Origin of the sequence: Paraburkholderia nodosa, assembly GCF_001718195.1 — a bacterium.
Classification (GTDB): domain Bacteria; phylum Pseudomonadota; class Gammaproteobacteria; order Burkholderiales; family Burkholderiaceae; genus Paraburkholderia; species Paraburkholderia nodosa_A.
The window spans coordinates 1-25,657 of the sequence record NZ_MCNV01000026.1; the positions used below are offsets into that span (position 1 = coordinate 1).

A 25,657-nucleotide genomic window follows, 5' to 3' on the forward strand; every position below is an offset into this window, starting at 1 on the left:
CGTTGCGGCTCGGCCGGCGCCTTTTCGCCCTCGAACGACACATAGATGCCGTCGTCCTTCGCCTCGGCGTTCGTGGTTTTGGTCTTGAGCATGACGTTCGCGAAGCGCTTCGCGTTGTACTTCTCCCAGACCTTCACGAGATCGCGGTCCGCGCCGGCCATCAGGCCGTCGAGCATTTCCACGACGTCGATCTGCGCGCCGAGCGTCGCGTAGACGGTGGCCATTTCCAGACCGATGATGCCGCCGCCGATCACCAGCATCTTCTGCGGAATCTGACGCAGTTCCAGCGCGCCGGTCGAATCGACCACGCGCGGATCTTCCGGCATGAACGGCAGTTTCACGGCCTGCGAACCCGCAGCGATGATCGCCTGCTTGAACTTGACGATCTTCTTGCCGTTCTCGCCCACCACTTCCATGTGGTTCGGATCAAGGAACGCGCCCACGCCCGTCACGACTTCGACCTTGCGCGCCTTCGCCATGCCGGCGAGGCCGCCCGTCAGCTTCTTGACGACGCCCGACTTGAAGTCGCGCAACTTGTCCAGGTCGATTTGCGGCTTGCCGAACGTGATGCCGTGCGAGCCGAGCGCTTCAGCTTCGTCGATCACGAGCGCCGTGTGCAGCAGCGCCTTCGACGGGATGCAGCCCACGTTCAGGCACACGCCGCCGAGCGTCGAATAACGCTCGACCAGCACGGTCTTCATGCCGAGGTCGGCGGAGCGGAACGCCGCCGAGTAGCCGCCGGGGCCCGCGCCGAGCACGAGCATGTCGCATTCGACATCGGCGCTGCCACTGAAGCTGCCGGCTTGCGGGGCCGCGGTTTTCGAAACTTCTGCGGCCTTCGGTGCTTCAGCCGCCTTCGGTGCTTCGGCAGCCTTGGGCGCTTCAGCCTTCGGAGCCGGCGCCGCTGCGCCTTCCGACGCCTCGACCAGCGCGATCACCGTGCCCTGCGAAGCCTTGTCGCCGGCTTTGATCTTCACTTCCTTGACGGTGCCCGCGACGTCGCTGGGCACTTCCATCGTGGCCTTGTCCGACTCGAGCGAGAGCAGCGTCTGCTCCTTCTCGATGACATCGCCCGCCTTGATATTGACTTCGATGACGTCGATGTCCTTGAAGTCGCCGATATCCGGCACTTTCACTTCGACGAGACTCATGGTGTCCCCTACCCCTAAAGGATGACCGGCCGCGCCTGCCGCAGCGCGCACGTCGTGGACGTGCGGCGCGTTAGCGCGTGCCGGTCAAATCGGTTTTACAGAATCACGCGGCGGAAATCGCCGAGGATCGAAGCGAGGTACGCGTTGAAGCGCGCGGCCGCTGCACCGTCGATCACGCGGTGATCGTACGAGAGCGACAGCGGCAGCGTGAGGCGCGGCACGAACTGCTTGCCGTCCCACACGGGCTTCATCGCGCTCTTCGACAGGCCGAGGATCGCCACTTCCGGTGCGTTGATGATCGGCGTGAAATGCGTGCCGCCGATGCCGCCGAGCGACGAGATCGAGAAGCAGCCGCCTTGCATCTGGTCCGGCTTGAGCTTGCCTTCGCGCGCGAGCTTCGAGAGCTCGGCCATTTCCTTGGCAATGTCGACGAGGCCCTTCTTGTCCGCGTCGCGGATCACCGGAACGACGAGGCCGTTCGGCGTGTCGGCGGCAAAACCGATGTGGTAGTACTGCTTGAAGACGAGGTTGTCGCCGTCGAGGCTCGCATTGAACGCCGGGAACTTCTTGAGCGCCGCGACGCAGGCCTTGATGACGAACGCGAGCATCGTGAACTTCACGCCCGCCTTCTCGTTTTCCTTGTTCAACTGCACGCGCAGCGCTTCGAGGTCGGTGATGTCCGCTTCGTCGTTGTTCGTGACGTGCGGGATCATGACCCAGTTGCGGTGCAGGTTCGCGCCGGAGATCTTCTTGATGCGCGACAGCGGCTGCGTGTCGATCGGGCCGAACTTCGTGAAGTCGACCTTCGGCCACGGCAGCAGGTTCAGGCCCGCGCCGCCCGCAGCCGGTGCGGCTGCGGCGCCGGCCGGCGCTGCGAGCGCGCTCGTCATCACGCCCTTCACGAACGCGGTGACGTCGTCCTGGGTGATGCGGCCCTTCGGACCCGTACCCGTGACACGGGCAACGTCCACGCCGAGTTCGCGCGCGAACTTGCGCACGGACGGCGAGGCATGGCTCGGACGACGCGAGCCGCCTTCGCCTGCCGGAATGATCGGCGCCTGCGCGAGTGCCGAAGGCGCTGCGGCGGCAGCCTTGGCCGGCGCTTGCTGGGGCGCGTCCGACGGCTCTTCGACGTGCTTCGCAGCCGGTGCGGCGGCGGGTGCCACGGCGCCTTCTGCTTCGACGACGACGATCTCGGTGCCTTCCGACACGTTGTCACCGACCTTGACCTTGATTTCCTTGACGACGCCGGCCACGGGGCTCGGCACGTCCATCGTCGCCTTGTCCGATTCGAGCGTGACGAGCGACTGCTCCTTCTCGACGCGGTCGCCGACCTTCACGCCGATCTCGATGACCGGTACGTCCTTGTAGTCGCCGATGTCGGGGACCTTGACCGACTGCACGCCGCCGCTTGCGGCGGGCGCTGCAGCGGGGGCCGGCGCAGCCGCCTGCGCGGGCGCGGCGGCAGGAGCGGCCTTCTCTGCCTTCGCGGCGGGCGCGGGAGCGGCGGGCGCAGCGCCTGCGCCGGCGCCGTCCAGCACCAGCACGAGCGAGCCTTCCGACACGTTATCGCCGACCTTGACCTTCACTTCCTTGACCGTGCCCGACGCCGGGCTCGGCACGTCCATGGTCGCCTTGTCCGACTCGAGCGTGATGAGGGACTGCTCTTTTTCGACGGTATCGCCCGCCTTCACCAGCACCTCGATCACAGGAATGTCCTTGTAATCGCCGATGTCCGGCACCTTGACTTCGATCGCTTGACTCATTGTTAGTGTCTCCGGGGCCGCATACGACACGCCTCCCCGTTTCGGGGAGGCGCACATGCCATGCACAGGGGTGATGGGTTAGACGGTCATCGGGTTGGGTTTGGACGGATCGAGGTTGTACTTGGCGATCGCCTCGCCAACCACCTTGCGCTCGATCTTGCCTTCGTCTGCGAGCGCGTTGAGCGCTGCAACCGTGGTCCAGTAACGATCGACTTCGAAGAAGTGACGCAGCTTCTCACGCGTGTCCGAACGGCCGAAGCCGTCGGTGCCGAGCACCACGAACTTGCGCGGCACCAGACCGCGGATCTGGTCGACCAGCGCACGCACGTAGTCGGTCGAAGCGATGATCGGACCTTGCGTGTCCTTGAGCAGCTTCTCGACGTGCGATTCGCGGCGCGGCTCGCTCGGGTGCAGCAGGTTCCAGCGCTCGACTTCATGACCTTCGCGAGCGAGTTCGGTGAAGCTCGGCACGCTCCAGAGATCGGCTTCGACGCCCCAGTCGTTCTTCAGCAGGTCAGCGGCCGCGATCACTTCGTTGAAGATCGTGCCCGCGCCCATCAGCTGAACGCGCGGCGCCTTGGCGTTCGCGTCGGCCTTGCGGAACGAGTACATGCCCTTGATGATGTCGGCCGCCACGCTCTCGCCCTGCGGAATCGCCGGGTGCTCGTAGTTCTCGTTCATCACCGTGACGTAATAGAACACGTCTTCCTGGTCCTGCACCATGCGGCGCAGACCGTCCTGCATGATGACCGCGAGTTCATAGCCGAACGTCGGGTCGTAGCTCACGCAGTTCGGCACCGAAGCCGCCCACAGGAGCGAGTGGCCGTCTTCGTGCTGCAGACCTTCGCCGTTGAGCGTCGTACGGCCCGCCGTGCCGCCCAGCAGGAAGCCGCGCGAACGCATGTCGCCTGCGGCCCAGGCCAGGTCGCCGATACGCTGGAAGCCGAACATCGAGTAGAAGATGTAGAACGGGATCATGATCTCGCCGTGCGTCGAGTACGACGTCGCAGCTGCGATCCAGTCCGACATGCCGCCGGCTTCGTTGATGCCTTCCTGCAGAATCTGACCGGTTTCCGATTCCTTGTAGAACATCAGCTGGTCGGAATCTTCCGGCACGTACTTCTGGCCTTGCTGATTCCAGATACCGATCTGGCGGAACAGGCCTTCCATACCGAAGGTACGCGACTCGTCCGGCACGATCGGCACGACGCGCTTGCCGAGCGCCTTGTCCTTCAGCAGGATGTTCAGGATCCGCACGAACGCCATCGTCGTGGAGATCTCGCGGCCTTCGCCCGTGCCCTTGAGCAGCGGCTCGAATGCGTCGAGCGCCGGCACCGGCAGCGACTCGGCCTTCTGGCGGCGAGCCGGGAGATAACCGCCGAGGTCCATGCGCTTCTGGCGCATGTACTCGAGTTCCTTCGAGCCTTCTTCGAACGTGAGGTACGGCACGTCGACGATCTGCTCGTCCGTGATCGGCAGGCGGAACTGGTCGCGGAACTTCTTGAGCTGATCCACCTGCATCTTCTTCTGCTGGTGGGTGATGTTCATGGCCTGGCCGGCTTCGCCCATGCCATAGCCCTTGATCGTCTTCGCGAGGATGACGGTCGGCTGGCCCTTCGAGTTCGAAGCTTCGTGGAATGCCGCGTAGATCTTGTGCGGGTCATGGCCGCCGCGGTTCAGGTTCCAGATGTCGTCGTCGGACCAGTCGGCGACCAGCGCCTTCAGTTCCGGCGTATTGAAGAAGTGCTCGCGCACGAACGCGCCCGACTCCGACTTGTACGTCTGGTACTCGCCGTCGACCACTTCCATCATGCGGCGCATCAGCGCGCCCGACTTGTCGCGTGCGAAGAGCGCGTCCCAGCGGCTGCCCCAGATGACCTTGACGACGTTCCAGCCGGCGCCGCGGAACTCGCTTTCGAGTTCCTGGATGATCTTGCCGTTACCGCGCACCGGGCCGTCGAGGCGCTGCAGGTTGCAGTTGATGACGAACACGAGGTTGTCCAGACGCTCGCGGCCGGCCATGCCGATCGCGCCGAGCGATTCCGGCTCGTCCGTTTCGCCGTCGCCGAGGAAGGCCCAGACCTTGCGGCCGTCGGTCTTGGCAATGCCGCGCGCCTGCAGGTACTTCATGAAGCGCGCCTGGTAGATCGCCATGATCGGGCCGAGACCCATCGAGACGGTCGGGAACTGCCAGAAGTCCGGCATGAGCCACGGGTGCGGGTACGACGAGATGCCCTCGCCGCCCACTTCCTGGCGGAAGTTGTCGAGCTGCTTTTCGGTCAGGCGGCCGAGCAGGAACGCGCGCGAGTAGACGCCCGGCGACGAGTGGCCCTGCACGAACACGAGGTCGCCGCCATGCTCGGCGGAAGGCGCGCGCCAGAAGTGGTTGTAGCCGACGTCATAGAGCGTGGCCGCCGATGCGAACGAAGCGATGTGGCCGCCCACGTTCGTGTGCTTGCCTGCGCGCAGCACCATGGCCATGGCGTTCCAGCGCGTGTACGAGCGGATGCGGTGTTCGATGTCCTGGTCGCCCGGGTTCCTGGCCTGGTTGGCGACGGGGATCGTGTTGATGTACGGCGTGTTCGCCGAGAACGGCAGATGCTCGCCGTGCACACGGGCGAATTCGATCTGCTTTTCGATCAGGTAGTGGGCGCGATCAGGGCCGACAGTCGAAATGACGCCGTCCAGCGCTTCAAGCCATTCGGCGGTTTCCTGGGGATCCTCGTCCTTGTCGGCGGCAACGTACTTGAGGACTTCGTCGGGTACAGCGGACATGCTCGTCTCCTGAATATAGGGGAACGCTGTTGATCGGACCATGCGGGCGGCAACGCTTAAGACGTGACCGGGCCAACCGCAGCAGCTTCGGGGCGATTGTAATGACCCCCCTGACCATCGCGCAACAAAATTTTCGAATTGCGAGATGCGATTTTATAATGCGAAAAATTGCTGCAGCGCACGCTTAATCGTTCGCGCCCTTGAGCCGATAACGGCCAGTTTGCACCTGTTTATCGGCGATTTACGCCTTTTTTCGCGGCATTTCCGTGTCTTACGCTGAGCTACAATCCTTGCCATGTTGACCGAACGGCTTTTCGCACGCTCGGCGCGGCCGCCCGGAACGCCCGGCGAGTCGTCGCCGTCTCGCTGGCACCACGGACCCTGGTGGTCGAATTCCTATTTGCTGACGCCGCTCCTGTCGATCCTCGTGTTCCTGATCGTCATGAGCCTGATCTTGTGGAGCCTGAACCGCCGCGAGCAACAGCAGCAGGAAGACACGCTCTATCGCAACGTCGCATGGGCCCAGCAGCAGATCCGGCTATCCATGACAGGCGCGCAGGAGCAGCTGCAGGCGCTCGCTCGCGACCTCGCCGCGGGCCACAGCGATCCGCAGTATTTCCAGACGTCCACCACGGACATCATGCAGGGCCATCCGGAGATCCTCTATCTCAACTGGTACACGAGCCAGGAGGCGCCGCGCTGGCCCAACACGGCGATGCCGGTCTTCGGCCAGCGCCTCGCGAAGCCCAACGACGCGCAAATGGACGAGGCCGTGAAGGCCGCTTTCGCCGAGGCGCGCGCCACGCGCCGCCAGGTGTATTCGCCGCTTATTTACGACGACGTCGGTAACGGCTACATCACGCTGCAAACGCCGGTATACCGCGATCGTGAATTTCTTGGGTCGATCGCGGCCGTGTTTTCGGTCGAAGGCATCCTGAAGCACGACATCCCATCTGAGCTGTCGGCCAAGTACAAGATTTCGATCCTCGACGCGAACAACCGCGAGCTCGCCACGACCTCGACGCGCCCGCGCCTGCCGCGCGACGTCTATTACGACCTGCCGCTCGATCCGCCCGGCCAGGGCGTGTCGGTACGCGTGTACTCGTATCCGCAGATGACCAACTTCACGAACAACACGCTCGTGTGGCTGGTCGCGGGGCTGTCGTGTTTCGTGCTGTGGAGCCTCTGGAGCCTCTGGAAGCACACGCGCCAGCGCTTCGAGGCGCAGCAGGCACTCTACGCAGAGGCGTTCTTCCGCCGCGCGATGGAAAACTCGGTGCTGATCGGCATGCGCGTGCTCGACATGCACGGCCGCATCACGCACGTGAACCCTGCGTTCTGCCGCATGACCGGCTGGGACGAAAGCGACCTCGTGGGCAAGAACGCACCGTTCCCCTACTGGCCGCGCGACGCCTACCCCGAAATGCAGCGCCAGCTCGACATGACGCTGCGTGGCAAGGCGCCCTCCTCGGGGTTCGAACTGCGCGTGCGCCGCAAGGACGGCTCGCAGTTCCATGCGCGCCTCTATGTCTCGCCGCTCATCGACAGCTCGGGCCGCCAGACTGGCTGGATGTCGTCGATGACCGACATCACGGAGCCCAAGCGCGCACGCGAAGAACTCGCCGCCGCGCACGAGCGCTTCACCACCGTGCTGGAAAGCCTCGACGCCGCCGTCTCGGTGCTCGCCGCCGACGAAGCCGAATTGTTGTTTGCGAACCGCTACTACCGCCACCTCTTCGGCATCCGCCCGGACGGCCATCTGGAACTCGCGGGCGGCGGCGGCTTCGATTCGGCGAGCGCCTCTTCCGATTCGATCGACATGGTCGACGCCTTCGCCGGCCTGCCCGCCACCGCGCTCACCGAGAGCACGGCGGACGCGCAGGAGGTCTATGTCGAGAGCATCCAGAAGTGGTTCGAAGTGCGCCGTCAGTACATCCAGTGGGTGGACGGCCACCTCGCGCAGATGCAGATCGCGACCGACATCACCACGCGCAAGCAGGCGCAGGAACTGGCTCGCCAGCAGGACGAAAAGCTCCAGTTCACGAGCCGCCTGATGACGATGGGCGAAATGGCCTCGTCGCTGGCGCACGAGCTGAACCAGCCGCTCGCCGCGATCAACAACTATGCCTCGGGCACCGTCGCGCTCGTGAAGTCGGGCCGTGCCGCGCCCGACAACCTGCTGCCCGTGCTCGAGAAAACGGCGCAGCAAGCCGTGCGCGCGGGCATGATCATCAAGCGCATCCGCGAGTTTGTGAAACGCTCCGAGCCCAAGCGGCAGGCCACGCGCGTAGCCGACATCGTCGCCGACGCGGTGGGCCTCGCCGAGATCGAGGCGCGCAAGCGCCGCATCCGCATCGTGACCGACATGCGCTCGCGCATGCCCGTGATCTACGTCGATCCAGTGCTGATCGAACAGGTGCTCGTCAACCTCTTGAAGAACGCCGCGGAAGCCATGGCCGAAGCGCGCCCGAATGCGATCGACCCGGTGATCCGCGTGATCGTGAAGCGCGAAGGCGGCAACGTCTGCATCAGCGTGGTCGATCAGGGCCCCGGCGTCGACGAAGCCACGGCCGAGCGCCTCTTCGAGCCTTTTTACAGCACCAAATCGGACGGCATGGGCATGGGCCTGAACATCTGCCGCTCCATTATCGAATCGCACCGCGGGCGTCTCTGGGTGGTCAACAACGTCGAATCCGACGGCCACATCAGCGGCGCAACGTTCCATTGCAGTCTGCCTATCGGCGAATCGGACACCCTCTCGCGGAACACCGACGAACCGACTCCACAAACCGTTACGGGAGAGTCATGAACAGCCCAGTCACCACCCAGGAAACCGTCTTTGTTGTCGATGACGACGAGGCCGTACGAGACTCCCTGCGTTGGCTCCTCGAAGCGAACGGCTACCGCGTCCAGTGTTTCAATAGCGCGGAGGAGTTCCTCGAGTCATACCAGCCGGCGCAACAGGCTGGCCAGATCGCCTGCATGATTCTGGACGTGCGCATGCAGGGCATGAGCGGCCTCGAACTGCAGGAACGCCTGATCGCGGAAAACGCCTCGCTGCCGATCATCTTCGTGACGGGCCACGGCGACGTGCCGATGGCCGTCTCGACCATGAAGAAGGGCGCGATGGACTTCATCGAGAAGCCCTTCGACGAAGCCGAACTGCGCAAGCTGGTGGAGCGCATGCTCGACAAGGCGCGCAACGAAAGCAGCAACGTGCAGCAACAGCGCGCGGCCGCCGAACGCCTCGGCAAGCTCACGGCGCGCGAGCACCAGGTGCTCGAGCGCATCATCGCGGGCCGCCTGAACAAGCAGATCGCCGACGACCTCGGGATCAGCATCAAGACGGTGGAGGCGCACCGCGCCAACATCATGGAGAAGCTCAACGTCAACACGGTCGCCGACCTGCTGCGTCTCGCGCTCTCCAACAAGCCGCAACAGGCGCAGCAGTAAGCGCGTCTTTCTCCGGCAGCATTCGCGCGCCACGCCGCGCGAATGCTGCCGGCGGCGTCTCGCCGCGACCCTCTTCCCTCGCCCATCGTCCAGTCAGGCCGGAGCACGCCCGCCGCGCGGGTATAATGTCGGCCTTCGAATGGCGCCCGCCCCACGCGCGCCAGCGCTCGCGCCTACACGAGCCCGCATTGCCCACTCTCGACCCCGACCGACCATGACTGCCACTATCATCGACGGCAACGCCCTCTCCAAGAAACTGCGTGCGGAAGTCGCCATGCGCGCCGCCGCCCTCAGCGCCCGCGGCCATCAGCCGGGACTCGCCGTCGTGCTGGTCGGCGACAATCCGGCGAGCGAAGTCTACGTGCGCAACAAGATCAAGGCCTGCGAAGACAACGGCCTCTACTCGTCGTACGACCGCTATGCCGCGTCGCTTTCCGAAGCCGACCTGCTCAAGCGCATCGACGAGTTGAACCGCGACCCGAAGATCAACGGCATTCTCGTGCAGTTGCCGCTGCCGAAGCACATCGACAGCCACAAGGTGATCGAGGCCATCGCGCCCGAGAAGGACGTGGACGGCTTTCACGTCGCCAACGCGGGCGCGCTCATGACGGGCCAGCCGCTCTTTCGCCCCTGCACGCCCTATGGCGTGATGAAGATGTTCGAGGAATACAGGATCCCGCTCGAAGGCGCGAATGCCGTGGTGATCGGCCGCTCGAATATCGTCGGCAAGCCGATGGCGCTCCTGCTGCTCGAAAAGGGTGCGACCGTCACGATCTGCCACAGCAAGACGCGCGACCTCGCGAAGCACACGCGCGACGCCGATATCGTGGTCGCCGCGGTGGGCAAGCGCAACGTGCTGACCGCCGACATGGTGAAGGCCGGCGCGACCGTGATCGACGTGGGCATGAACCGCGACGACAACGGCAAGCTCTGCGGCGACGTCGATTTCGCGGGCCTGAAGGACGTGGCCGGCTTCATCACGCCGGTGCCGGGCGGCGTCGGCCCGATGACCATCACGATGCTGCTCGTGAACACGATCGAAGCGGCGGAGCGCGCGGCAGGCGCGTAAGCAACACGCGACGACGCGTGACAGCATGACGTTCCCGAAGCGGCCCCTCACGGGCCGCTTTCTTTTTTGCGGCGCCGCCCGCTCGCACGGCGACAGCCGCGATTGCGCCACCGCCCCCCGACATCTGTTAATTTGCTCGGATAACCCGGTTGGAAAGCGCGCCTGGCGCCCCAATACTCTGGCTATCGGGCGCGCGTGCCGCGCCCCGGTCCCCTAACCCGCGACAGACAGGAACAGGAAGCATCATGGCTACTACCCCCTCCGACAATCCGCTCCTCGACTTCACCGGACTGCCGCGCTTCGGCGAAATCCGCCCCGAGCACGTGACGCCCGCGCTCGACGTCCTGCTCGCGAACGCGAAGGCCGCGGTCGAGCGCGCCGCGCAACCCATGACGCCCGCGCAGTGGAGCGACGTGGTCGAACCGGTCGAGCGCGCCAGCGAGCCGCTTTCGCGCGCCTGGGGCGTGGTCGGCCACCTGAACGCCGTCGCCGATACGCCAGAACTACGTGCGGCCCACGGCGAGAACCTGCCGCGCGTGACCGAATTCTGGTCGAGCGTCGGCCAGAATCTGGAGCTTTTCAAGAAGTACAAGGCCATCACGAATCACAACTCGTTCGAGCTGCTCTCGGGCGAGCGCAAGAAGATCCTCGACAATTCGCTGCGCGACTTCCGCCTCTCCGGGGCGGAATTGCCCGAAGACCAGAAGCCGCGCTTCGCCGAACTGCAGGAGCGCCAGGCCGCGCTCGCCAAAGCCTTCTCCGACCACGTGCTCGACGCGACCAACGGCTACGCGTTCTACGCTACCAGTGAAGCCGAACTCGCGGGCCTGCCCGAGGACGCGATCGCCGCCGCGCGCGAAGCCGCCGAACGCGAGAACAAGGAAGGCTGGAAGTTCACGCTGCATTTCCCCTCGTACTTCCCGGTGCTGCAGTACTCGGAAAACCGCGCGATGCGCGAGACGATGTACCGCGCCTACGTCACGCGCGCGTCCGAACTTGGCCCCGTCTACGGCGGCGGCAACGCCGAATGGGACAACACAGCGATCATCGAGGAGCAACTGAAGCTGCGCGCCGAAGAAGCGAAGATGCTCGGCTACAACAACTTCGCCGAAGTCTCGCTCACGCCGAAGATGGCGGAAACGCCGGCTCAGGTGATGAGCTTCCTCGAAGACCTCGCCACGCGCGCGCGCCCGCACGCCGAAAAGGACTGGGAAGAACTGCGCGAATTCGCCGCGAGCGAACTGGGCCTCACGCAGATCGAGCCGTGGGACATGGCGTTCGCCGCCGAGCGTCTGCGCCAGAAGCGCTATTCGTTCTCGGAAAACGAAGTGAAGCAGTACTTCCCCGAAGACTTCGTGCTGCAGGGCCTGTTCAAGGTCACGGAAACGCTCTTTGGCGTGCGCATCCGCCCGGACAGCGCGCCGGTGTGGAATCCCGATGTGCGTTTCTTCCGCGTGGAAAACGCGGACGGCACGCTCGTCGCGCAGTTCTATCTCGACCTCTATGCACGTGAAGGCAAGCGCGGCGGCGCATGGATGGACGACGCCCGCTCGCGCCGCAAGCTCGAAGGCAACGACGTGCAGACGCCCGTCGCGTATCTCACGTGCAACTTCTCGGCCCCGGTGGGCGGCCGCCCTGCGTGCTTTACGCACGACGAAGTCATTACGCTCTTCCACGAGTTCGGCCACGGCCTGCACCACATGCTCACGCGTGTGGACGAACTGGGCGTGTCGGGCATCAACGGCGTGGAGTGGGATGCCGTCGAATTGCCCTCGCAGTTCATGGAAAACTTCTGCTGGGAATGGGACGTGGTGCGCGAAATGAGCTCGCATGTCGAGACGGCCAAGCCGCTGCCGCGCGAACTCTTCGACAAGATGCTCGCCGCGAAGAACTTCCAGAGCGGTCTCGGCACGCTGCGCCAGATCGTGTTCTCGATGTTCGACATGGCGCTGCACGTGGACTTCGACGCTTCGAAGGGCAAGAGCGCGAACGACCTCGCACGCGAGATCAACGAGCGCTACCACGTCATTCCGCAGGCATCGTTCTCGCGCTGGCCGAACACGTTCAGCCACATCTTCGCGGGCGGCTACGCGGCCGGCTATTACAGCTACAAGTGGGCCGAAGTGCTTTCCGCCGATGCCTATGCGGCCTTCGAGGAAGCCGCGCAGGCCGCGAAGTCGAGCGTGCTCGACGAAGCGACCGGCACGCGCTACCGCAAGGAAATTCTGGAAGTGGGCGGCAGCCGCCCGGCGATGGAATCGTTCAAGGCCTTCCGCGGCCGCGAGCCGAACATCGACGCGCTGCTGCGCCACAACGGCATGGAGCAGCCGCCGGCACGGCAGTGAACGCGTGACTCGCTCGTAAGCGATCCGAACTAAAACCGCGCATGGGTGTGGAACCCATACGCGGTTTTTTATTGCCCCGCGTTTTATCGATACAGCCTGAAGTCGACGCTTGGCGGCCGACCTTCGAGTGCAAGCACCGCGCGCTGCGCGGGTTGCCGGCTCACCACCCTGCCCCGGCTCACGACCGCGAGCCGCGCCGCGCGCAGCCGGATCGCCTCGATGGGATCACGCGCATCGAGCACCACGAGATTCGCCGCGCAACCGGGCGCCACGCCGTAGCCTTCGAGGCCGAGGATCGTCGCGGCATTCACGGTCACCGCGTCGAACGAGGCGCGCGAGGCCTCGGTGCCCGTCATTTGCGCGACGTGCAGGCCCATGTGCGCGACTTCGAGCATGTCGCCCGAGCCGAAGCTGTACCACGGGTCCATCACGCAGTCATGGCCGAACGCGACGGTCACGCCTGCCGCCATCAACTCAGGCACGCGCGTCATGCCACGGCGCTTCGGATAGGTATCGGCGCGCCCTTGCAGCGTGATATTGATGAGCGGATTCGCGATCGCCGCGACACCCGACTCGCGCATGAGCGGGATCAGCTTGCTCACGTAGTAGTTGTCCATCGAATGCATCGACGTGAGATGCGAGCCGGCTACGCGCCCATGCAGGCCCAACCGGTGCGTTTGCGCCGCGAGCGTTTCGATGTGGCGCGAGAGCGGGTCGTCGGATTCGTCGCAATGCATGTCCACGCGCAGGCCCTTGTCGGCGGCGAACTCGCAGAGCAGGCGCACCGATTCGGCGCCGTCGGCCATCGTGCGCTCGAAGTGGGGAATGCCGCCCACCACGTCCACCCCCATCGCGATCGCGCGCTTGAGATTGCCGAATGCACCGGGGCTGCGCAATACGCCATCCTGCGGAAACGCCACGAGTTGGAGATCGAGATACGACGCGACGCGGCGCTTCACTTCGAGCAGCGCTTCGACCGCGAGTAGCCGTGCGTCGCACACGTCGACGTGCGAGCGGATCGCGAGAAGCCCGCGCGCGACGGCCCAGTCGCAGTACTGCAGCGCGCGCTCGACGAGCGCCTCCTGCGTGAGATGCGGCTTGAGCTCGCCCCACAGCGCGATGCCCTCCAGCAGCGTGCCCGACGCATTCACGCGCGGCAGGCCGTACGAGAGCGTGGCGTCCATGTGGAAATGCGCATCGACGAACGGCGCACTCACGAGCGCACCCGCGGCGTCGATCTCCTCGCGCGCCGCGGTCGCGAGGTGCGGCTCCACCGCGGTAATGCGCCCCGCCTCGATGCCGATATCCACCGTGGGATACCCGGCGGGATGCGCATGCGCGAGCACCGCGCGGCGAATGATCAGGTCCATCTGCGGCTCCTTGTTCTGGCGTGGTGGCGTGGCGCTTTCGTTTCGGCTCGCGTCGATTCTATCGGCGCCAGAATGGCGCCGCCAGCGGCGTGGCCCCCCTCCACGCGAAGGCGTCACACGAGCGCGTTCGGGCCATCGTCTTCCGCTGGGTCGTCGTCGAAAAGCGCGAACTGCCCGCGCAACGCCGGGCTCTCCTCTTCAAGCCGCACGCCCACGCCGAGCAGCCGCACCGCCAGCTTGCGTCGCGCGAGCCCCTTTTCGAGCATCAGCAGCAGGGTGCGCACATCGGTGGAACTGGCCACACACTCGACCGTCGTGCGCTGGAAGTCGGCGAAGCGGATCTTCACGAAGAGCTTGCGCACGGCGTGCGCGCAACCCGCGCGTTCGATGCGCGCGTCGAGCTGCACTGCAAGACGCTGGAGCTCCTCGCTGCACGCTTCGAGCGTGAGCAGATCGTCCACGTAGGTCGTCTCGACGCTCACCGACTTGCGCTCCTGATCGGCGCGCACGGGCCGGTCGTCCAGGCCGCGCGCGAGTTCGTAGAGCCGCTTGCCGAACACGCCGAAATGCCGATGCAGATCGAACAGCGACCATGTGCGCAGTTGCGCGCAGGTGGTGAGCCCGAGGTTTTCGAGCTTCGCTGCCGTGACCTTGCCGACGCCATGAATCTTGCGCACGGGCAGCGCAGCGATGAAGGCATCGACTTCAGGCGGCCGCACGACGAAGAGGCCATCGGGCTTGTTCCAGTCCGAGGCGATCTTGGCGATGAACTTGTTCGGCGCGACGCCGGCCGATACCGTCACGCCCACGGTTTCGCGCACGCGCGCGCATATTTCCTCGGCGATCAGCGTGGCGCTGCCTTTGCAGCGCGAGGCGCGCGTGACGTCGAGATAGGCTTCGTCGAGCGAGAGCGGTTCGACGTCGGGCGTGTAGTCCCGGTAGATCGCCATGATCGCGCGCGAGGCGGTGCGGTACTTCTCCATCGCCGTGGGCAGGATCAAGAGCTCGGAGCACTTGCGCATGGCGAGCGCCGAGGACATCGCCGAATGAATGCCGAAGCGCCGCGCCTCGTAGTTGCAGGTGGCGATCACGCCGCGCTGGTCGGGCCGGCCGCCCACCGCGAGCGGACGGCCGCGCAACGAGGGGTCGTCGCGCATTTCGACCGACGCATAGAAGCAGTCGCAGTCGCAATGGATGATCTTGCGAGCGGCGGCGGCGAGTGCGGCGGCGGTGCGCTCCGGGTCGGGTGCAGGCGGCGGCGGGAGGTCGGTAGAAGGCGAGTTCACGGTCCCGATACTGTACAAAAACACAGTATTATTTTCAAGACAAGTGTCCGCGCCCTTTGTCGGCTCCCGTACCGCTTCGGATCGGCCGGACCGTCTCTGGACTGCTGGCTGCGCGGGCCTATACTCGTGCGGACTGAACAGGCCACGAGCGTGAGGAACGAATCAATGAAGACGATCGGCGTGATTGGGGGGATGAGCTGGGAATCGTCGGCCGAGTATTACCGGCTGCTGAACCGCCACGCTAAGGCGCGTCTGGGCGGCCATCACAACGCGCGCAGCCTGATGGTGACCGTAGACTTCGCGCAGGTCGAAGCGCTCCAGCGCGCGGGCAACTGGGACGCGCTAGGCGTGCAGATGGCCGAGGCCGCGCAGCAGCTCGAACGCGGCGGCGCCGATATCGTGCTGCTCGCGACGAACACGATGCACCGCGTGCGCGCGGCAATCGAGGCGACGATTTCGATCCCCTTCCTGCATATCGCGGACCCGACCGGCCAGGCGTTGCGCGCCGCCGGCTTCACGCGCGCGGGCCTGCTCGGCACGCGCTACACGATGGAACAGGACTTCTACGTGGGACGATTGCGCGAGACGCACGGCATCGAAGCGATCGTGCCGAACGAACACGATCGCGCGGACGTGCATCGGATCATCTACGACGAGCTGTGTCACGGCAACGTCGATGCGCAGTCGCGGCGCGTGTATCAGCGCGTGATCGATGACCTCGCGGCACGCGGCGCGCAGGCGGTCATTCTCGGCTGCACGGAAATCACGCTGCTCATCGGGCAGAACGATTCTGCCCTGCCGGTGTTCGACACGACCGCGTTGCACGCGCAGGCTGCGGTGGATTGGGCGATTGGAAGCGAGGCAGGTGCTTAGCGCTATGACGCTCGTGGCTGCTTCGAGATGCAGAAAACAAAAAACCCGCTTGGAGCGGGTTCGTTGATTGGCACGAGGCCTTGCTGCTTCAGACGTTTGGTTGCGGGGGTAGGATTTGAACCTACGACCTTCGGGTTATGAGCCCGACGAGCTGCCAGACTGCTCCACCCCGCGTCCGTCAGAGAAAAGAATTATAGGGTGCAGAGACCGCTCCGTCAAGCGTCTTTTTCACATCACTGAAACATCACGCGTTCGGGCATCATCGAGCCGGCGATCACACAGCGGGAATTACTTCGGACAACCTGGCACATCACTGTGCCTGCACAGGTTCCACCAGCGTGCGCACCTCTTCCGCCCAGGCGAGCCACATCTCCTGCGTATGAATGCCCGCCTTGAGGATCGCGTACTGCAACTGCTGCCCGCGCGTGAGCGACGCCGCGTCGAAATCGCGCTGCTCGATCTCCCGATACGTCGCGAGCCGTGCACGATTTTCTTCGATGAGCCGCGTGAGTTCCTCGGCGAGGCCAAGCGGCCCGATCACGGCATCGGCGCGCAGCTTGAGCAGAAACACGTTGCGCGAGTCGAGGTCGAGCGCGGTCTCGCGCACCCAGCGCGCCACTTCATCCCGCCCGACCGGCAATACGCAATACACCTTCTTGCGCGACGCGGCGGCCGTCTCGTCCTCGATGACCGACACCCATCCCGCGTCGACCATGCGGCCCAACTCGCGATAGATCTGCTGATGGGTGGCGTGCCAGAAGTAGCCGATTGCGCGATCGAAGCGGCGCGCGAGGTCGTAGCCTGACGAAGGCTTTTCCAGCAAGGCGATGAGGATGGCATGCGGCGTCGACATGCGGCGATTCTAAACCACGCCTCGCCCGATACCGGATCTGTTGCGGATCGAATTTTCCCGCTATGCAACTGGTTGCATAGTTTCGACGGCTTTGCTATGTTTGAACCTGCCAGCCGGCGCGCACGCCGGCGCATCGAATCACGCGAGGGCAGCCGCACCCGGCGTCCCCGCCAGTCTAGGAGATATGGATGTCCCTGCCCGCCGTGCTGCGCCGCGGCCTGTCGATTCCGGTCGTCGGCTCGCCCCTCTTCATCATTTCGAATCCCGATCTCGTGATCGCCCAGTGCAAGGCGGGCGTCGTCGGCTCGTTCCCCGCGCTCAACGCACGGCCGGAGCACGTGCTGGGCGAATGGCTCGACCGCATCACCAACGAGCTCGCCGAGTACAACGCGAAGCATCCTGACGCCCCGGCGGCGCCTTTCGCGGTCAACCAGATCGTGCACAAGTCGAACGACCGCCTCGAGCACGACCTTGGCGTGTGCGCCCAATACAAGGTGCCGATCGTCATCACGTCGCTCGGCGCGCGCGAAGAGGTCAACCACGCGATCCACGCATGGGGCGGCATCGTGCTGCACGACGTCATCAACAACACGTTCGCGAAGAAGGCCATCGAGAAAGGCGCGGACGGCCTGATCGCCGTGGCCGCCGGTGCGGGCGGCCATGCGGGCACGCTCTCGCCCTTCGCCCTCATCCACGAGATTCGCGAATGGTTCGACGGCCCTCTGCTGCTGTCGGGCGCGATCGGCAACGGCAACGCGATTCTCGCGGCGCAGGCGGCGGGCGCCGATCTCGCCTATATCGGTTCGGCGTTCATCGCCACGCATGAAGCGAATGCCGTCGACGCGTACAAGCAAATGATCGTCGAGGGCGGCGCGGGCGATATCGTGTACTCGAATCTCTTCACGGGCGTGCACGGCAACTATCTGCGCCAGAGCATCGTGGCGAGCGGTCTCGATCCGGAGGCGCTGCCGCAGTCGGATCCGTCGGCGATGAATTTCGGCTCGACGCGCGTGAAGCCGTGGAAGGACATCTGGGGCTCGGGCCAGGGCATTGGCGCGGTGAAGAGCGTCCTGCCTGCGGCTGAACTCATCGCGCGTTTGAAGCGCGAATACGAGTCGGCGCGCGTGCGTCTCGGCGTGGTGAGCGCGCCGCTAGCCGAGCAGCGATCCGTAGAACAAGCCGCGCTCTGATGCGCAGCGCGAGGCGGGAGCGATCATGCCGCATCCGCCTCGCCTCGTGATGCAACGCCTTTTACGCGTGCGACTTCACGCGCGCGATCTCCTCTTCGACGTCGCGCAATTGATCCTTGCCGAAGTACATTTCCTCGCCGACGAAGAACGTCGGCGAACCAAATGCGCCGCGCTCGAACGCCGACTGCGTGTTCGCAAGCAGCGCGGCTTTCACATCGGCGTCCTGAATCGCCGTTTCGAATGCCGTGGCATCGAGGCCGTCCGCCTCCAGCGCCGCGCGGATCACGGCGGGGTCGTCCATCTTGAGGCCCTCTTCCCACATGTGCGCGAACATGCGGTCCACGTAGCGCTCGAACGTGCCGAAGCGCTGCGCCGCAATCGCGCCGCGCATGATCTGCAATGTATTCACCGGGAAGTGCGGATTGGGCCGATAAGCGCTCAGCCCATGCCGCTCAATGAAGCGCCGCATCTCGAGCATCATGAATTTGCGCTTGTTTTCGATGTCCGCGAACGCCTCGGCCGGCGAGCGATTGCCGCTCAGCTTGAAGAGGCCGCCAAGCAGGATCGGCACGTACTCGAAACGCACCTGCCGGCGCGCTTCGATGCCGCCGATCACCTTGTGGCACAGGTAAGCGTTAGGACTGCCGAAGTCGAATAGAAACTGCACCTTGATGTCAGCCATCGTGTCTCCCCTATGTGAATTCGCGCACCTTTGCCCGAGCGCGCCGACGTCCTAAGATACCTGAAACCGGGCCGCTGCAATCGACAGTGAGACAAGCACCATGACGCAAAAGAAAGCCGTATTGGTAATCGGCGCAGGCGACGCCACCGGAGGCGCCATCGCGCGCCGCTTCGCACGCGAGGGCTACATTGCGTGCGTGACGCGCCGCAATGCCGACAAGCTCGCGCCGCTCGTCGCGCAGATCGAAGCCGAGGGCGGCGAAGCGCACGCCTTCGGCTCGGACGCGCGCAAGGAAGAGGACATGATCGCGCTGTTCGCGGACATCGAAACGCGCATCGCGCCGATCGAGGTGGCGATCTTCAATATCGGCGCGAACGTGCGCTTCGGCATTACCGAAACCACGGCGCGCGTCTATCACAAGGTCTGGGAAATGGCCTGCTTCGCCGGGTTTCTGATGGGTCGCGAAGCCGCAAAAGTGATGCTGCCGCGCGAGCGCGGTTCGATCTTCTTCACGGGCGCCACCGCGAGCCTGCGCGGGCGCGAGGGTTTTGCGGCGTTCGCAAGCGCGAAACACGCGCTGCGCGCCCTCGCCCAGTCGATGGCGCGCGAACTCGGACCGCAGGGCATTCACGTCGGCCAGATCATTGTCGATGGCGCGATCGATACCGAGTTCATCCGCGAGAATTTTCCCGAGCGCTACAAGCTCAAGGAACGCGACGGCATCCTGAACCCCGAGCACATCGCCGACGCCTACTGGACACTGCACCAGCAGCCGCGCGATGCGTGGACACACGAACTCGATCTGCGGCCGTGGCTCGAGCAATGGTGAGGCAACTGTTGCCCGCCTGGCGAAGCAGGCGATAATGGCGGCCAAGTGCACCGAATGCACACCGTCACCCTACCGAGCCTCACATGAAAATCGCAACGTGGAACGTCAACTCCCTCAAGGTCCGTCTGCAGCACGTCATCGACTGGCTCAACGAGAGCAAGACCGACGTGCTCTGCCTCCAGGAACTCAAGCTCACCGACGACAAGTTCCCGCGTGCCGAACTCGAGGCGCACGGCTATCGCAGCTGGTTCGCGGGCCAGAAGACCTATAACGGCGTGGGCATCCTCGTGCGCGAAGGCCTGTTCGTCGACGAGGCCACGGTCGTGCGCAACATTCCGGGCTTCGAAGATCCACAGCAGCGCGTGATCGCCACGACCATCGGCGACGTGCGCGTGGTGAGCGCGTATTTCCCCAACGGCCAGGCGCCCGGCACCGAAAAGTTCGCGTACAAGCTGCAATGGCTCGACGCCATGCACGACTGGCTCGCGCAGGAGATGCAGCGCTATCCGAAGCTCGCGCTGCTCGGCGACTACAACATCGCGCCCGAAGACCGCGACGTGCACGATCCAAAGGCCTGGGAAGGCCAGAACCTCGTCTCGCCCGAAGAGCGCGCGCAGTTTCGCCGCCTGATCGAACTGGGTTTCGTCGATGCGTTCCGCCAGTTCGAGCAGCCCGAAAAGCTCTTCACGTGGTGGGACTATCGCATGTTCGCGTTTCGCCGCAATGCGGGCTTGCGCATCGACCATATCCTGCTCTCGCCCGCGCTTGCCGGGCACCTCACCGCGTGCGAAGTGGACAAGGTGCCACGCAAGTGGGAACAACCGTCCGATCACACACCGGTGATCGCCACGCTCGATATGGCGGGCTGAACGCGCGCCTTACCAGTTCCCCGCGAGCGTGGTCCACAGAAAGCGATAAACGAGGGCGTCATACTCCGCGCGCTCGAGCGAATCGCTGCCGGGGCCGTGACCGCCTTCGGTGTTCTCCAGATACCAGACGTTCGCATGCCCCTGCTGCTCCATGCGTGCGACCATCTTGCGCGCGTGTGAGGGGTGCACGCGGTCGTCGCTCGTCGAAGTCGTGAACAGCGACGGCGGATACACGACACCGGGCTTCACATGGTGGTAAGGCGAATAGGCGGCCAACGCACGCGACTCTTCGGCATCCTCAGGATCGCCATATTCGTCGATCCATGACGCACCCGCATGCAGCAGCGGGTAGCGCAGCATGTCGAGCAGCGGCACCTCGCACACCACGGCGCCGAACAGCTCGGGGCGCTGCACCATGCACGCGCCCACGAGGAGCCCGCCATTGCTGCCGCCCTTGATGCCCAGTTGCGCGGCGCTCGTGTAGCCATCGGCGATCAACTGCTCAGCCACCGCGATGAAGTCGTCGAACGAGCGCTGGCGATGCTCGCGCTGCGCCTCGACGTGCCAGGCGGTGCCGTACTCGCCGCCGCCGCGGATGTGCGCGATCGCCACCACGCCACCCTGCTCCAGCCAGCCAATGCCCGAGCCGACGAGGTATTGCGGCGTGAGCGCGATGGCGAAGCCGCCGTAGCCCGTGAGCAGGCACGGCGACGCCTTGCGCGACTCGCCTTCGAGTACGGCCTTCGGGCCGATCACGGTAAACGGGACGCTCGTGCCGTCCGCCGAGCGCGCGTGCGAGCGGATCACCGCGAGCGGGCCGGAATCGAACTGTGTGGGCCAGCGGTCGAGCAATTCCCACTGCTGGAGATCGGTTTGCGCGAGATCGGCGAGCCAGTATTCGGGCGGCAGCAAGTAGTCGTCGACATCGACGAATACCTCGTCGTTGAGCGTGTCTTCGATGGGCGAGACATCCACCTGCGAACTCGCACGCGCAGGAAACACGCGCGACTCCCAGCGCCATGCGCCATCGTCCTGCTGCGGCTGCCATAGCATCGTGCGGCTTTCCACATCATCGAGCCAGGAGACGATCAAGACGTTGAGCGTATTGGTCCAGTCGCACGCCGACGTAACCGGCGTGGGCGTGAAGAGCGTCGTGAACGCGCGATCGCCCGCGAGGAAAGCGTCTTCGCGGATCAGGAGCAACGCACCGCCCTTGTACGTCACGCCCGCAACGCTCCAGTCGAGGCGCGGCTCGAGCAGCAGCCAGCCGTGCCACGCGCCGACCGAGACATGCGTAGGCACGTCGTACACCTGCCAGACGCCGCGCTCATCGAGACGATAGGTGTATGAATCGAAGAAGTCGACACTGCGCACCACGTCGTGGCGCTTCTCGACCGGATCGTAGTCGCCCTCCACGCTGATGTCGTCGAACTCGCCGCTGAACACCACGGGTGCGTCGGCGAGCGCGGTGCCGCGCGTCCAGCGGCGCACCTCGCGCGGATAGCCCGAGCGCGTGAGCATCTTCTTGCCGCTCTTGCCGCCCGCGTCCCATCCCAGGTACACGGTATCGCGATCGATCCACGAAATGATGTGCTTGCCTTCCTTCGCGATGGCGAAACCATCGTCGAGGAACTCGCACTTCACGATGTCGAACTCGCGCACGATGACCGCATCGGAGCCGCCATCGGAAAGTTGGATCAGCGCGCGGTCGCCGTCAGGGTAGAGGATGTCGATGCCGGCGCACACCCATGGCATGCCTTCTTTCGCGCCGAGCGCGTCGAAGTCGATGAGCGTTTGCCACTGCGGCTCGTGGGCGCGCCAGTCGGCCCAAAGCGCGCGGCGCCACAGGCCCTTGGGATTGTCTTCGTCCTCCCAGAGATCGTAGGCCCATTCCTGCCAGCGGCTCGGGATCACGGGCCGCTCGCGCGGCAGGTAGGCCTGCGCGAGGCGCTTCTCGAGCGCCACGAAGCGCGCACCACCTTGCCACGCGGCGCGCGTGCGCGCGTTCTGCGATTCGACCCAGGCCATGACGGCAGGGTCGTCGAGCGATTCGAGCGAAAGGAACGGATCGGCCTCGGTGGGCCAGGGAGAAGTCACGGGCATGATCGGTCGTCGACAGGAAAACAGCGTCGATTATGCCCTGTGTGCGCGCCGATGCACTGCGCGCCGGGCCGGCTCGCGTGACGCGAGACCGGACCGGTGCCACAAGCTAGTACGCGCTCATTCCAGATTGAGTTCCTGGATCTTGCGCGTGATGGTGTTGCGGCCGATGCCAAGACGCTCGGCCGCCTCGACCTTGCGCCCGCGCGTGAAGTCGAGCGCCTCGCGGATCACGGCGGCTTCGAAGCGGCGCGAGAGTTCGTCCATGACGTCGGCGCTGTTTTCGCGCAACAGACGCGCGACTTCCGTGCGCAGACCGCTCTCCCACACGCTCAGCGGCGAGACAGCGGCAACGGCGCCGTTGGACGCACCGAACGCGGGCGTGCCGAACACCACGCCGCCGATCACGCCGGGCAAGCCCGCGCCGGCCACGGCGCCCGCAACCGGCGAAACGCCGCCCGCGCCATTGGCCGCCGCGCCCACTTCGGAGGCGGCCGAAGCATCGGCGAGATGCACCACCGCTCCCGCGGAGCCGTGCGCAGGCACGAGGTCAGGCGGCAGATCCTTGATCTCGATGGTCTGCGCGGGCGCCATCACGGTGAGCCAGTTCGCGAGATTCTCGAGCTGACGCACATTGCCGGGAAACGGTAGCGACGACATCCACGCGAGCGCCTCGTCCGACACGCGCTTGGGCTCCACGCCCAGCTCGCGCGCGCTCTTCTGGAGAAAGTGGCGCGTGAGCAGCGGAATGTCCTCGCTGCGTTCGCGCAGCGCAGGCAAACGCAGCCGAATCACGTTGAGCCGGTGATACAAGTCCTCACGGAACAGCCCCTGGCGCACACGCGTTTCGAGGTTCTGGTGCGTCGCGGCGATCACGCGCACGTTCGCACGCAGCGGGTTGTGCCCGCCCACGCGGTAGAACTGCCCATCGGAGAGCACACGCAAGAGGCGCGTTTGCAGGTCGAACGGCATGTCGCCGATTTCGTCGAGGAACAGCGTGCCGTTCTCGGCCTGCTCGAAGCGGCCCTGGCGCATGGCCTGCGCGCCGGTGAACGCACCGCGCTCGTGGCCGAACAGTTCGGATTCCAGAAGATCCTTCGGGATCGCCGCAGTGTTCAGCGCGATGAACGGACCGTTCGCGCGTGGGCTATGTCGGTGCAAGGCGCGCGCGACAAGCTCCTTTCCGGTGCCAGACTCGCCGGTGATGAGCACGGTGGCCGCCGAATGCGAAAGCCGCCCGATGGCGCGAAACATGTCCTGCATGGCCGGCGCCTGGCCAAGCATCTCGGGCGCTTCGGCGGGACGCTCGTCCCACTGCTGCTCGCCCCGCATGCTTTCGTCCACGGCGCGGCGAATCAGCTCGACGGCCTTGTCGACGTCGAACGGCTTGGCGAGATACTCGAACGCGCCGCCCTGAAACGCGGCAACGGCGCTGTCGAGGTCGGAGAACGCCGTCATGATGATGACGGGCAAGCCCGGCACGCGCTCACGCACGGTTTGCAGCAGCTCGAGGCCCGAGCCGCCCGGCATGCGGATGTCGGAGACGAGCACCTGCGGGCTGTCGTGATCGAGCGCGCTCGCGGCTTCGCGCACGTTCGAAAAGCTGCGGGTAGCGAAGTTCTCGCGGGCAAGGGCCTTTTCGAGCACCCAGCGTATCGATTGGTCGTCGTCTACTATCCAGATCGGCTTCATAAGTTCGGTCAGAAGTCCTGGTGGCGTGCGGTATCGGTAAATCTCAATTCAGGTCTAGCTATCGATTCAACTTTCAAGCGGCAGCAGTATCTGAAACTCGGTGTGTCCCGGCCGGCTATCCACTTCGATCAATCCGTCGTGCTGCTGGACGAACGTCTGCGCGAGCGTGAGGCCGAGACCGCTGCCATCCTCGCGTCCGGAGACGAGCGGATAGAAGATGCGGTCGCGAATCTCCTCGGGAATGCCGGGCCCGTTGTCAGTGATATGCAAGTCCAGTGCCAGCTTGCACAAGCGTTTGGAAATCGTGACCTTGCGCGCAATGCGCGTGCGCAATTCAATGCGCGCGTCGCCCTGCGAAATGCGTTCGCGCAGCGCCTGCGCCGCGTTGCGCACGATGTTCAGCAGTGCCTGGATCAACTGCTCCTTGTCGCCGCGTAGGTCGGGCACGCTCACGTCGTAGTCGCGCTCGATGGTGAGGCCGCGCGGGAACTCCGCGAGGATCACGGCGCGCACGCGCTCGCATACTTCGTGAATGTTCACGTCGCCGACGATATGCGGATGCCGGTGCGGCTCCAGCAACCGGTCGACGAGCGTCTGCAGGCGGTCCGACTCCTTGATGATCACCTGCGTGTACTCGCGCAACTCGTCGCGCTCCAGCGCACCGAGTTCGAATTCGAGCAACTGCGCCGCGCCGCGAATACCGCCGAGCGGATTCTTGATCTCGTGCGCGAGGTTGCGGATCAGATGCTTGTTCACGGCCGTGAGGTCGTGAATACGCTCCTCGCGGTCGCTGCGCAGATGCCGCTCGTTCTCGAAGAGTTCGAGCAGCACGTAATCGGGCGTGCTTTCGAGAAAGCCCACGACCACATGCACGTTCAGCGGCTCGCGTCCTGGGCGTTCCAGCGAAGCGTCGAGCCGCGTCGCGTGAAAGCGATGCTCGGCGATCGACGCGATCGTCGAAAGCAGCTCGTCCGCATTCGAGAAGAGATCGGACCACCCCATCTGCGCGAGCTGACGGCGCGAGAGATCGAGCATCGCCTCCGCCGACGGATTCGCGAAGGCAACGCGCAATGTGCGCTTGTCGAGCACGAGCACGACCGTGGGCAGCGCCTCGAAGCCGGGCAACAGGCCCGACTCGACGAGCGGCGCGTCGTCGGAGAGCGGTTCGGCGTGGCCCTTTCTTGCCCTGATCAGATTCTTGAGCACCATGTTTCAGGCCGGACGCCATGCGGCGCGCCAGCAACGGTCCTGGTCGTTAGTTCTGGTCAATACGCTGGTCAACTAGCGGGTCGATACGTCTCGTCGACGAGCGACAGGCGTCCCAACGAAAAAGGGACGGCACCGCCGTCCCTTG

General features: G+C 65.0%; 18 protein-coding genes and 1 tRNA gene. 8 read left to right on the top strand and 11 right to left on the bottom strand.

Annotated elements, in window-relative coordinates:
• The 3 genes from BFD71_RS31055 to aceE form a co-directional block, all read right to left on the bottom strand.
• Positions 1-1,151: FAD-dependent oxidoreductase (locus tag BFD71_RS31055; RefSeq protein ID WP_141710862.1), on the bottom strand; the 1,151-nt coding region annotated here is incomplete at its 3' end.
• A 95-nt stretch (positions 1,152-1,246) separates the two neighbouring features.
• A complete protein-coding gene (aceF, locus tag BFD71_RS31060) occupies positions 1,247-2,917 on the bottom strand; it encodes a dihydrolipoyllysine-residue acetyltransferase (RefSeq protein WP_069268135.1) in 1,671 nt (556 codons plus the stop codon).
• 78 nt (positions 2,918-2,995) lie between these two features.
• Complete coding sequence (gene aceE, locus BFD71_RS31065; protein WP_069268136.1) at positions 2,996-5,692, bottom strand: pyruvate dehydrogenase (acetyl-transferring), homodimeric type; 2,697 nt, start codon at positions 5,690-5,692, stop codon at positions 2,996-2,998.
• A 295-nt stretch (positions 5,693-5,987) separates the two neighbouring features.
• Between aceE and fixL the strand changes: the two genes are divergently transcribed.
• From fixL to BFD71_RS31085, 4 genes are all read left to right on the top strand, one after another.
• Positions 5,988-8,501, top strand: a complete 2,514-nt coding sequence (fixL, locus tag BFD71_RS31070) for an oxygen sensor histidine kinase FixL (RefSeq protein WP_069268137.1) — start codon at positions 5,988-5,990, stop codon at positions 8,499-8,501.
• On the top strand, positions 8,498-9,145 hold the full coding sequence (gene fixJ / locus BFD71_RS31075; RefSeq protein ID WP_028204187.1) for an oxygen response regulator transcription factor FixJ: 648 nt from the start codon (positions 8,498-8,500) through the stop codon (positions 9,143-9,145). Before fixL ends, fixJ begins: the two co-directional genes overlap by 4 nt.
• Positions 9,146-9,359: 214 nt before the next feature.
• On the top strand, positions 9,360-10,214 hold the full coding sequence (gene folD / locus BFD71_RS31080; RefSeq protein ID WP_069268138.1) for a bifunctional methylenetetrahydrofolate dehydrogenase/methenyltetrahydrofolate cyclohydrolase FolD: 855 nt from the start codon (positions 9,360-9,362) through the stop codon (positions 10,212-10,214).
• 245 nt (positions 10,215-10,459) lie between these two features.
• Positions 10,460-12,559, top strand: coding sequence for a M3 family metallopeptidase (locus BFD71_RS31085; RefSeq protein ID WP_069268139.1), 2,100 nt, complete (start codon positions 10,460-10,462; stop codon positions 12,557-12,559).
• An 83-nt stretch (positions 12,560-12,642) separates the two neighbouring features.
• Here the strand turns inward: BFD71_RS31085 and BFD71_RS31090 are convergent, their stop codons facing one another.
• Complete coding sequence (locus tag BFD71_RS31090) at positions 12,643-13,929, bottom strand: amidohydrolase family protein (RefSeq protein ID WP_069268140.1); 1,287 nt, start codon at positions 13,927-13,929, stop codon at positions 12,643-12,645.
• 113 nt (positions 13,930-14,042) lie between these two features.
• A complete protein-coding gene (dinB, locus tag BFD71_RS31095; protein WP_069268141.1) occupies positions 14,043-15,239 on the bottom strand; it encodes a DNA polymerase IV in 1,197 nt (398 codons plus the stop codon).
• 141 nt (positions 15,240-15,380) lie between these two features.
• Here dinB and BFD71_RS31100 point away from each other — a divergent pair, with 141 nt between their 5' ends.
• Positions 15,381-16,088, top strand: coding sequence for an aspartate/glutamate racemase family protein (locus BFD71_RS31100; protein ID WP_069268142.1), 708 nt, complete (start codon positions 15,381-15,383; stop codon positions 16,086-16,088).
• A 97-nt stretch (positions 16,089-16,185) separates the two neighbouring features.
• Here the strand turns inward: BFD71_RS31100 and BFD71_RS31105 are convergent.
• Together BFD71_RS31105 and BFD71_RS31110 are read right to left on the bottom strand one after the other, a co-directional pair.
• Positions 16,186-16,262: transfer RNA gene (locus BFD71_RS31105), tRNA-Met, on the bottom strand.
• 136 nt (positions 16,263-16,398) lie between these two features.
• Positions 16,399-16,941: a PadR family transcriptional regulator gene (locus BFD71_RS31110; protein ID WP_069268143.1), complete on the bottom strand. Its 543-nt coding sequence runs from the start codon at positions 16,939-16,941 to the stop codon at positions 16,399-16,401.
• Positions 16,942-17,129: 188 nt separating this feature from the next.
• On the opposite strand from BFD71_RS31110, the gene BFD71_RS31115 reads away from it, so the two are divergent.
• The gene (locus BFD71_RS31115; RefSeq protein WP_069268144.1) at positions 17,130-18,131 is read left to right on the top strand and encodes an NAD(P)H-dependent flavin oxidoreductase; all 1,002 of its coding nucleotides are present in this window, start codon (positions 17,130-17,132) and stop codon (positions 18,129-18,131) included.
• A 61-nt stretch (positions 18,132-18,192) separates the two neighbouring features.
• On the opposite strand, the gene BFD71_RS31120 is transcribed toward BFD71_RS31115, so the two are convergent.
• Positions 18,193-18,813 carry a 2-hydroxychromene-2-carboxylate isomerase gene (locus tag BFD71_RS31120; RefSeq protein WP_069268145.1) on the bottom strand — a complete coding sequence of 207 codons (621 nt, stop codon included), beginning with the start codon at positions 18,811-18,813 and terminating at the stop codon, positions 18,193-18,195.
• A 100-nt stretch (positions 18,814-18,913) separates the two neighbouring features.
• Here BFD71_RS31120 and BFD71_RS31125 point away from each other — a divergent pair, with 100 nt between their 5' ends.
• Both BFD71_RS31125 and xth read left to right on the top strand, forming a co-directional pair.
• Positions 18,914-19,642, top strand: coding sequence for an SDR family oxidoreductase (locus BFD71_RS31125; RefSeq protein WP_069268146.1), 729 nt, complete (start codon positions 18,914-18,916; stop codon positions 19,640-19,642).
• 83 nt (positions 19,643-19,725) lie between these two features.
• Positions 19,726-20,511: an exodeoxyribonuclease III gene (gene xth, locus BFD71_RS31130; RefSeq protein ID WP_069268147.1), complete on the top strand. Its 786-nt coding sequence runs from the start codon at positions 19,726-19,728 to the stop codon at positions 20,509-20,511.
• A gap of 9 nt (positions 20,512-20,520) precedes the next feature.
• Here the strand turns inward: xth and BFD71_RS31135 are convergent, their stop codons facing one another.
• From BFD71_RS31135 to glnL, 3 genes are all read right to left on the bottom strand, one after another.
• A complete protein-coding gene (locus tag BFD71_RS31135; protein ID WP_069268148.1) occupies positions 20,521-22,614 on the bottom strand; it encodes a prolyl oligopeptidase family serine peptidase in 2,094 nt (697 codons plus the stop codon).
• 117 nt (positions 22,615-22,731) lie between these two features.
• Entirely contained in the window at positions 22,732-24,303 is a 1,572-nt protein-coding gene (gene ntrC / locus BFD71_RS31140) for a nitrogen regulation protein NR(I) (RefSeq protein WP_069268149.1), read from the bottom strand.
• A 66-nt stretch (positions 24,304-24,369) separates the two neighbouring features.
• Positions 24,370-25,512, bottom strand: a complete 1,143-nt coding sequence (gene glnL, locus BFD71_RS31145; RefSeq protein ID WP_069268150.1) for a nitrogen regulation protein NR(II) — start codon at positions 25,510-25,512, stop codon at positions 24,370-24,372.
• Between the last annotated feature and the right edge of the window lie 145 nt (positions 25,513-25,657).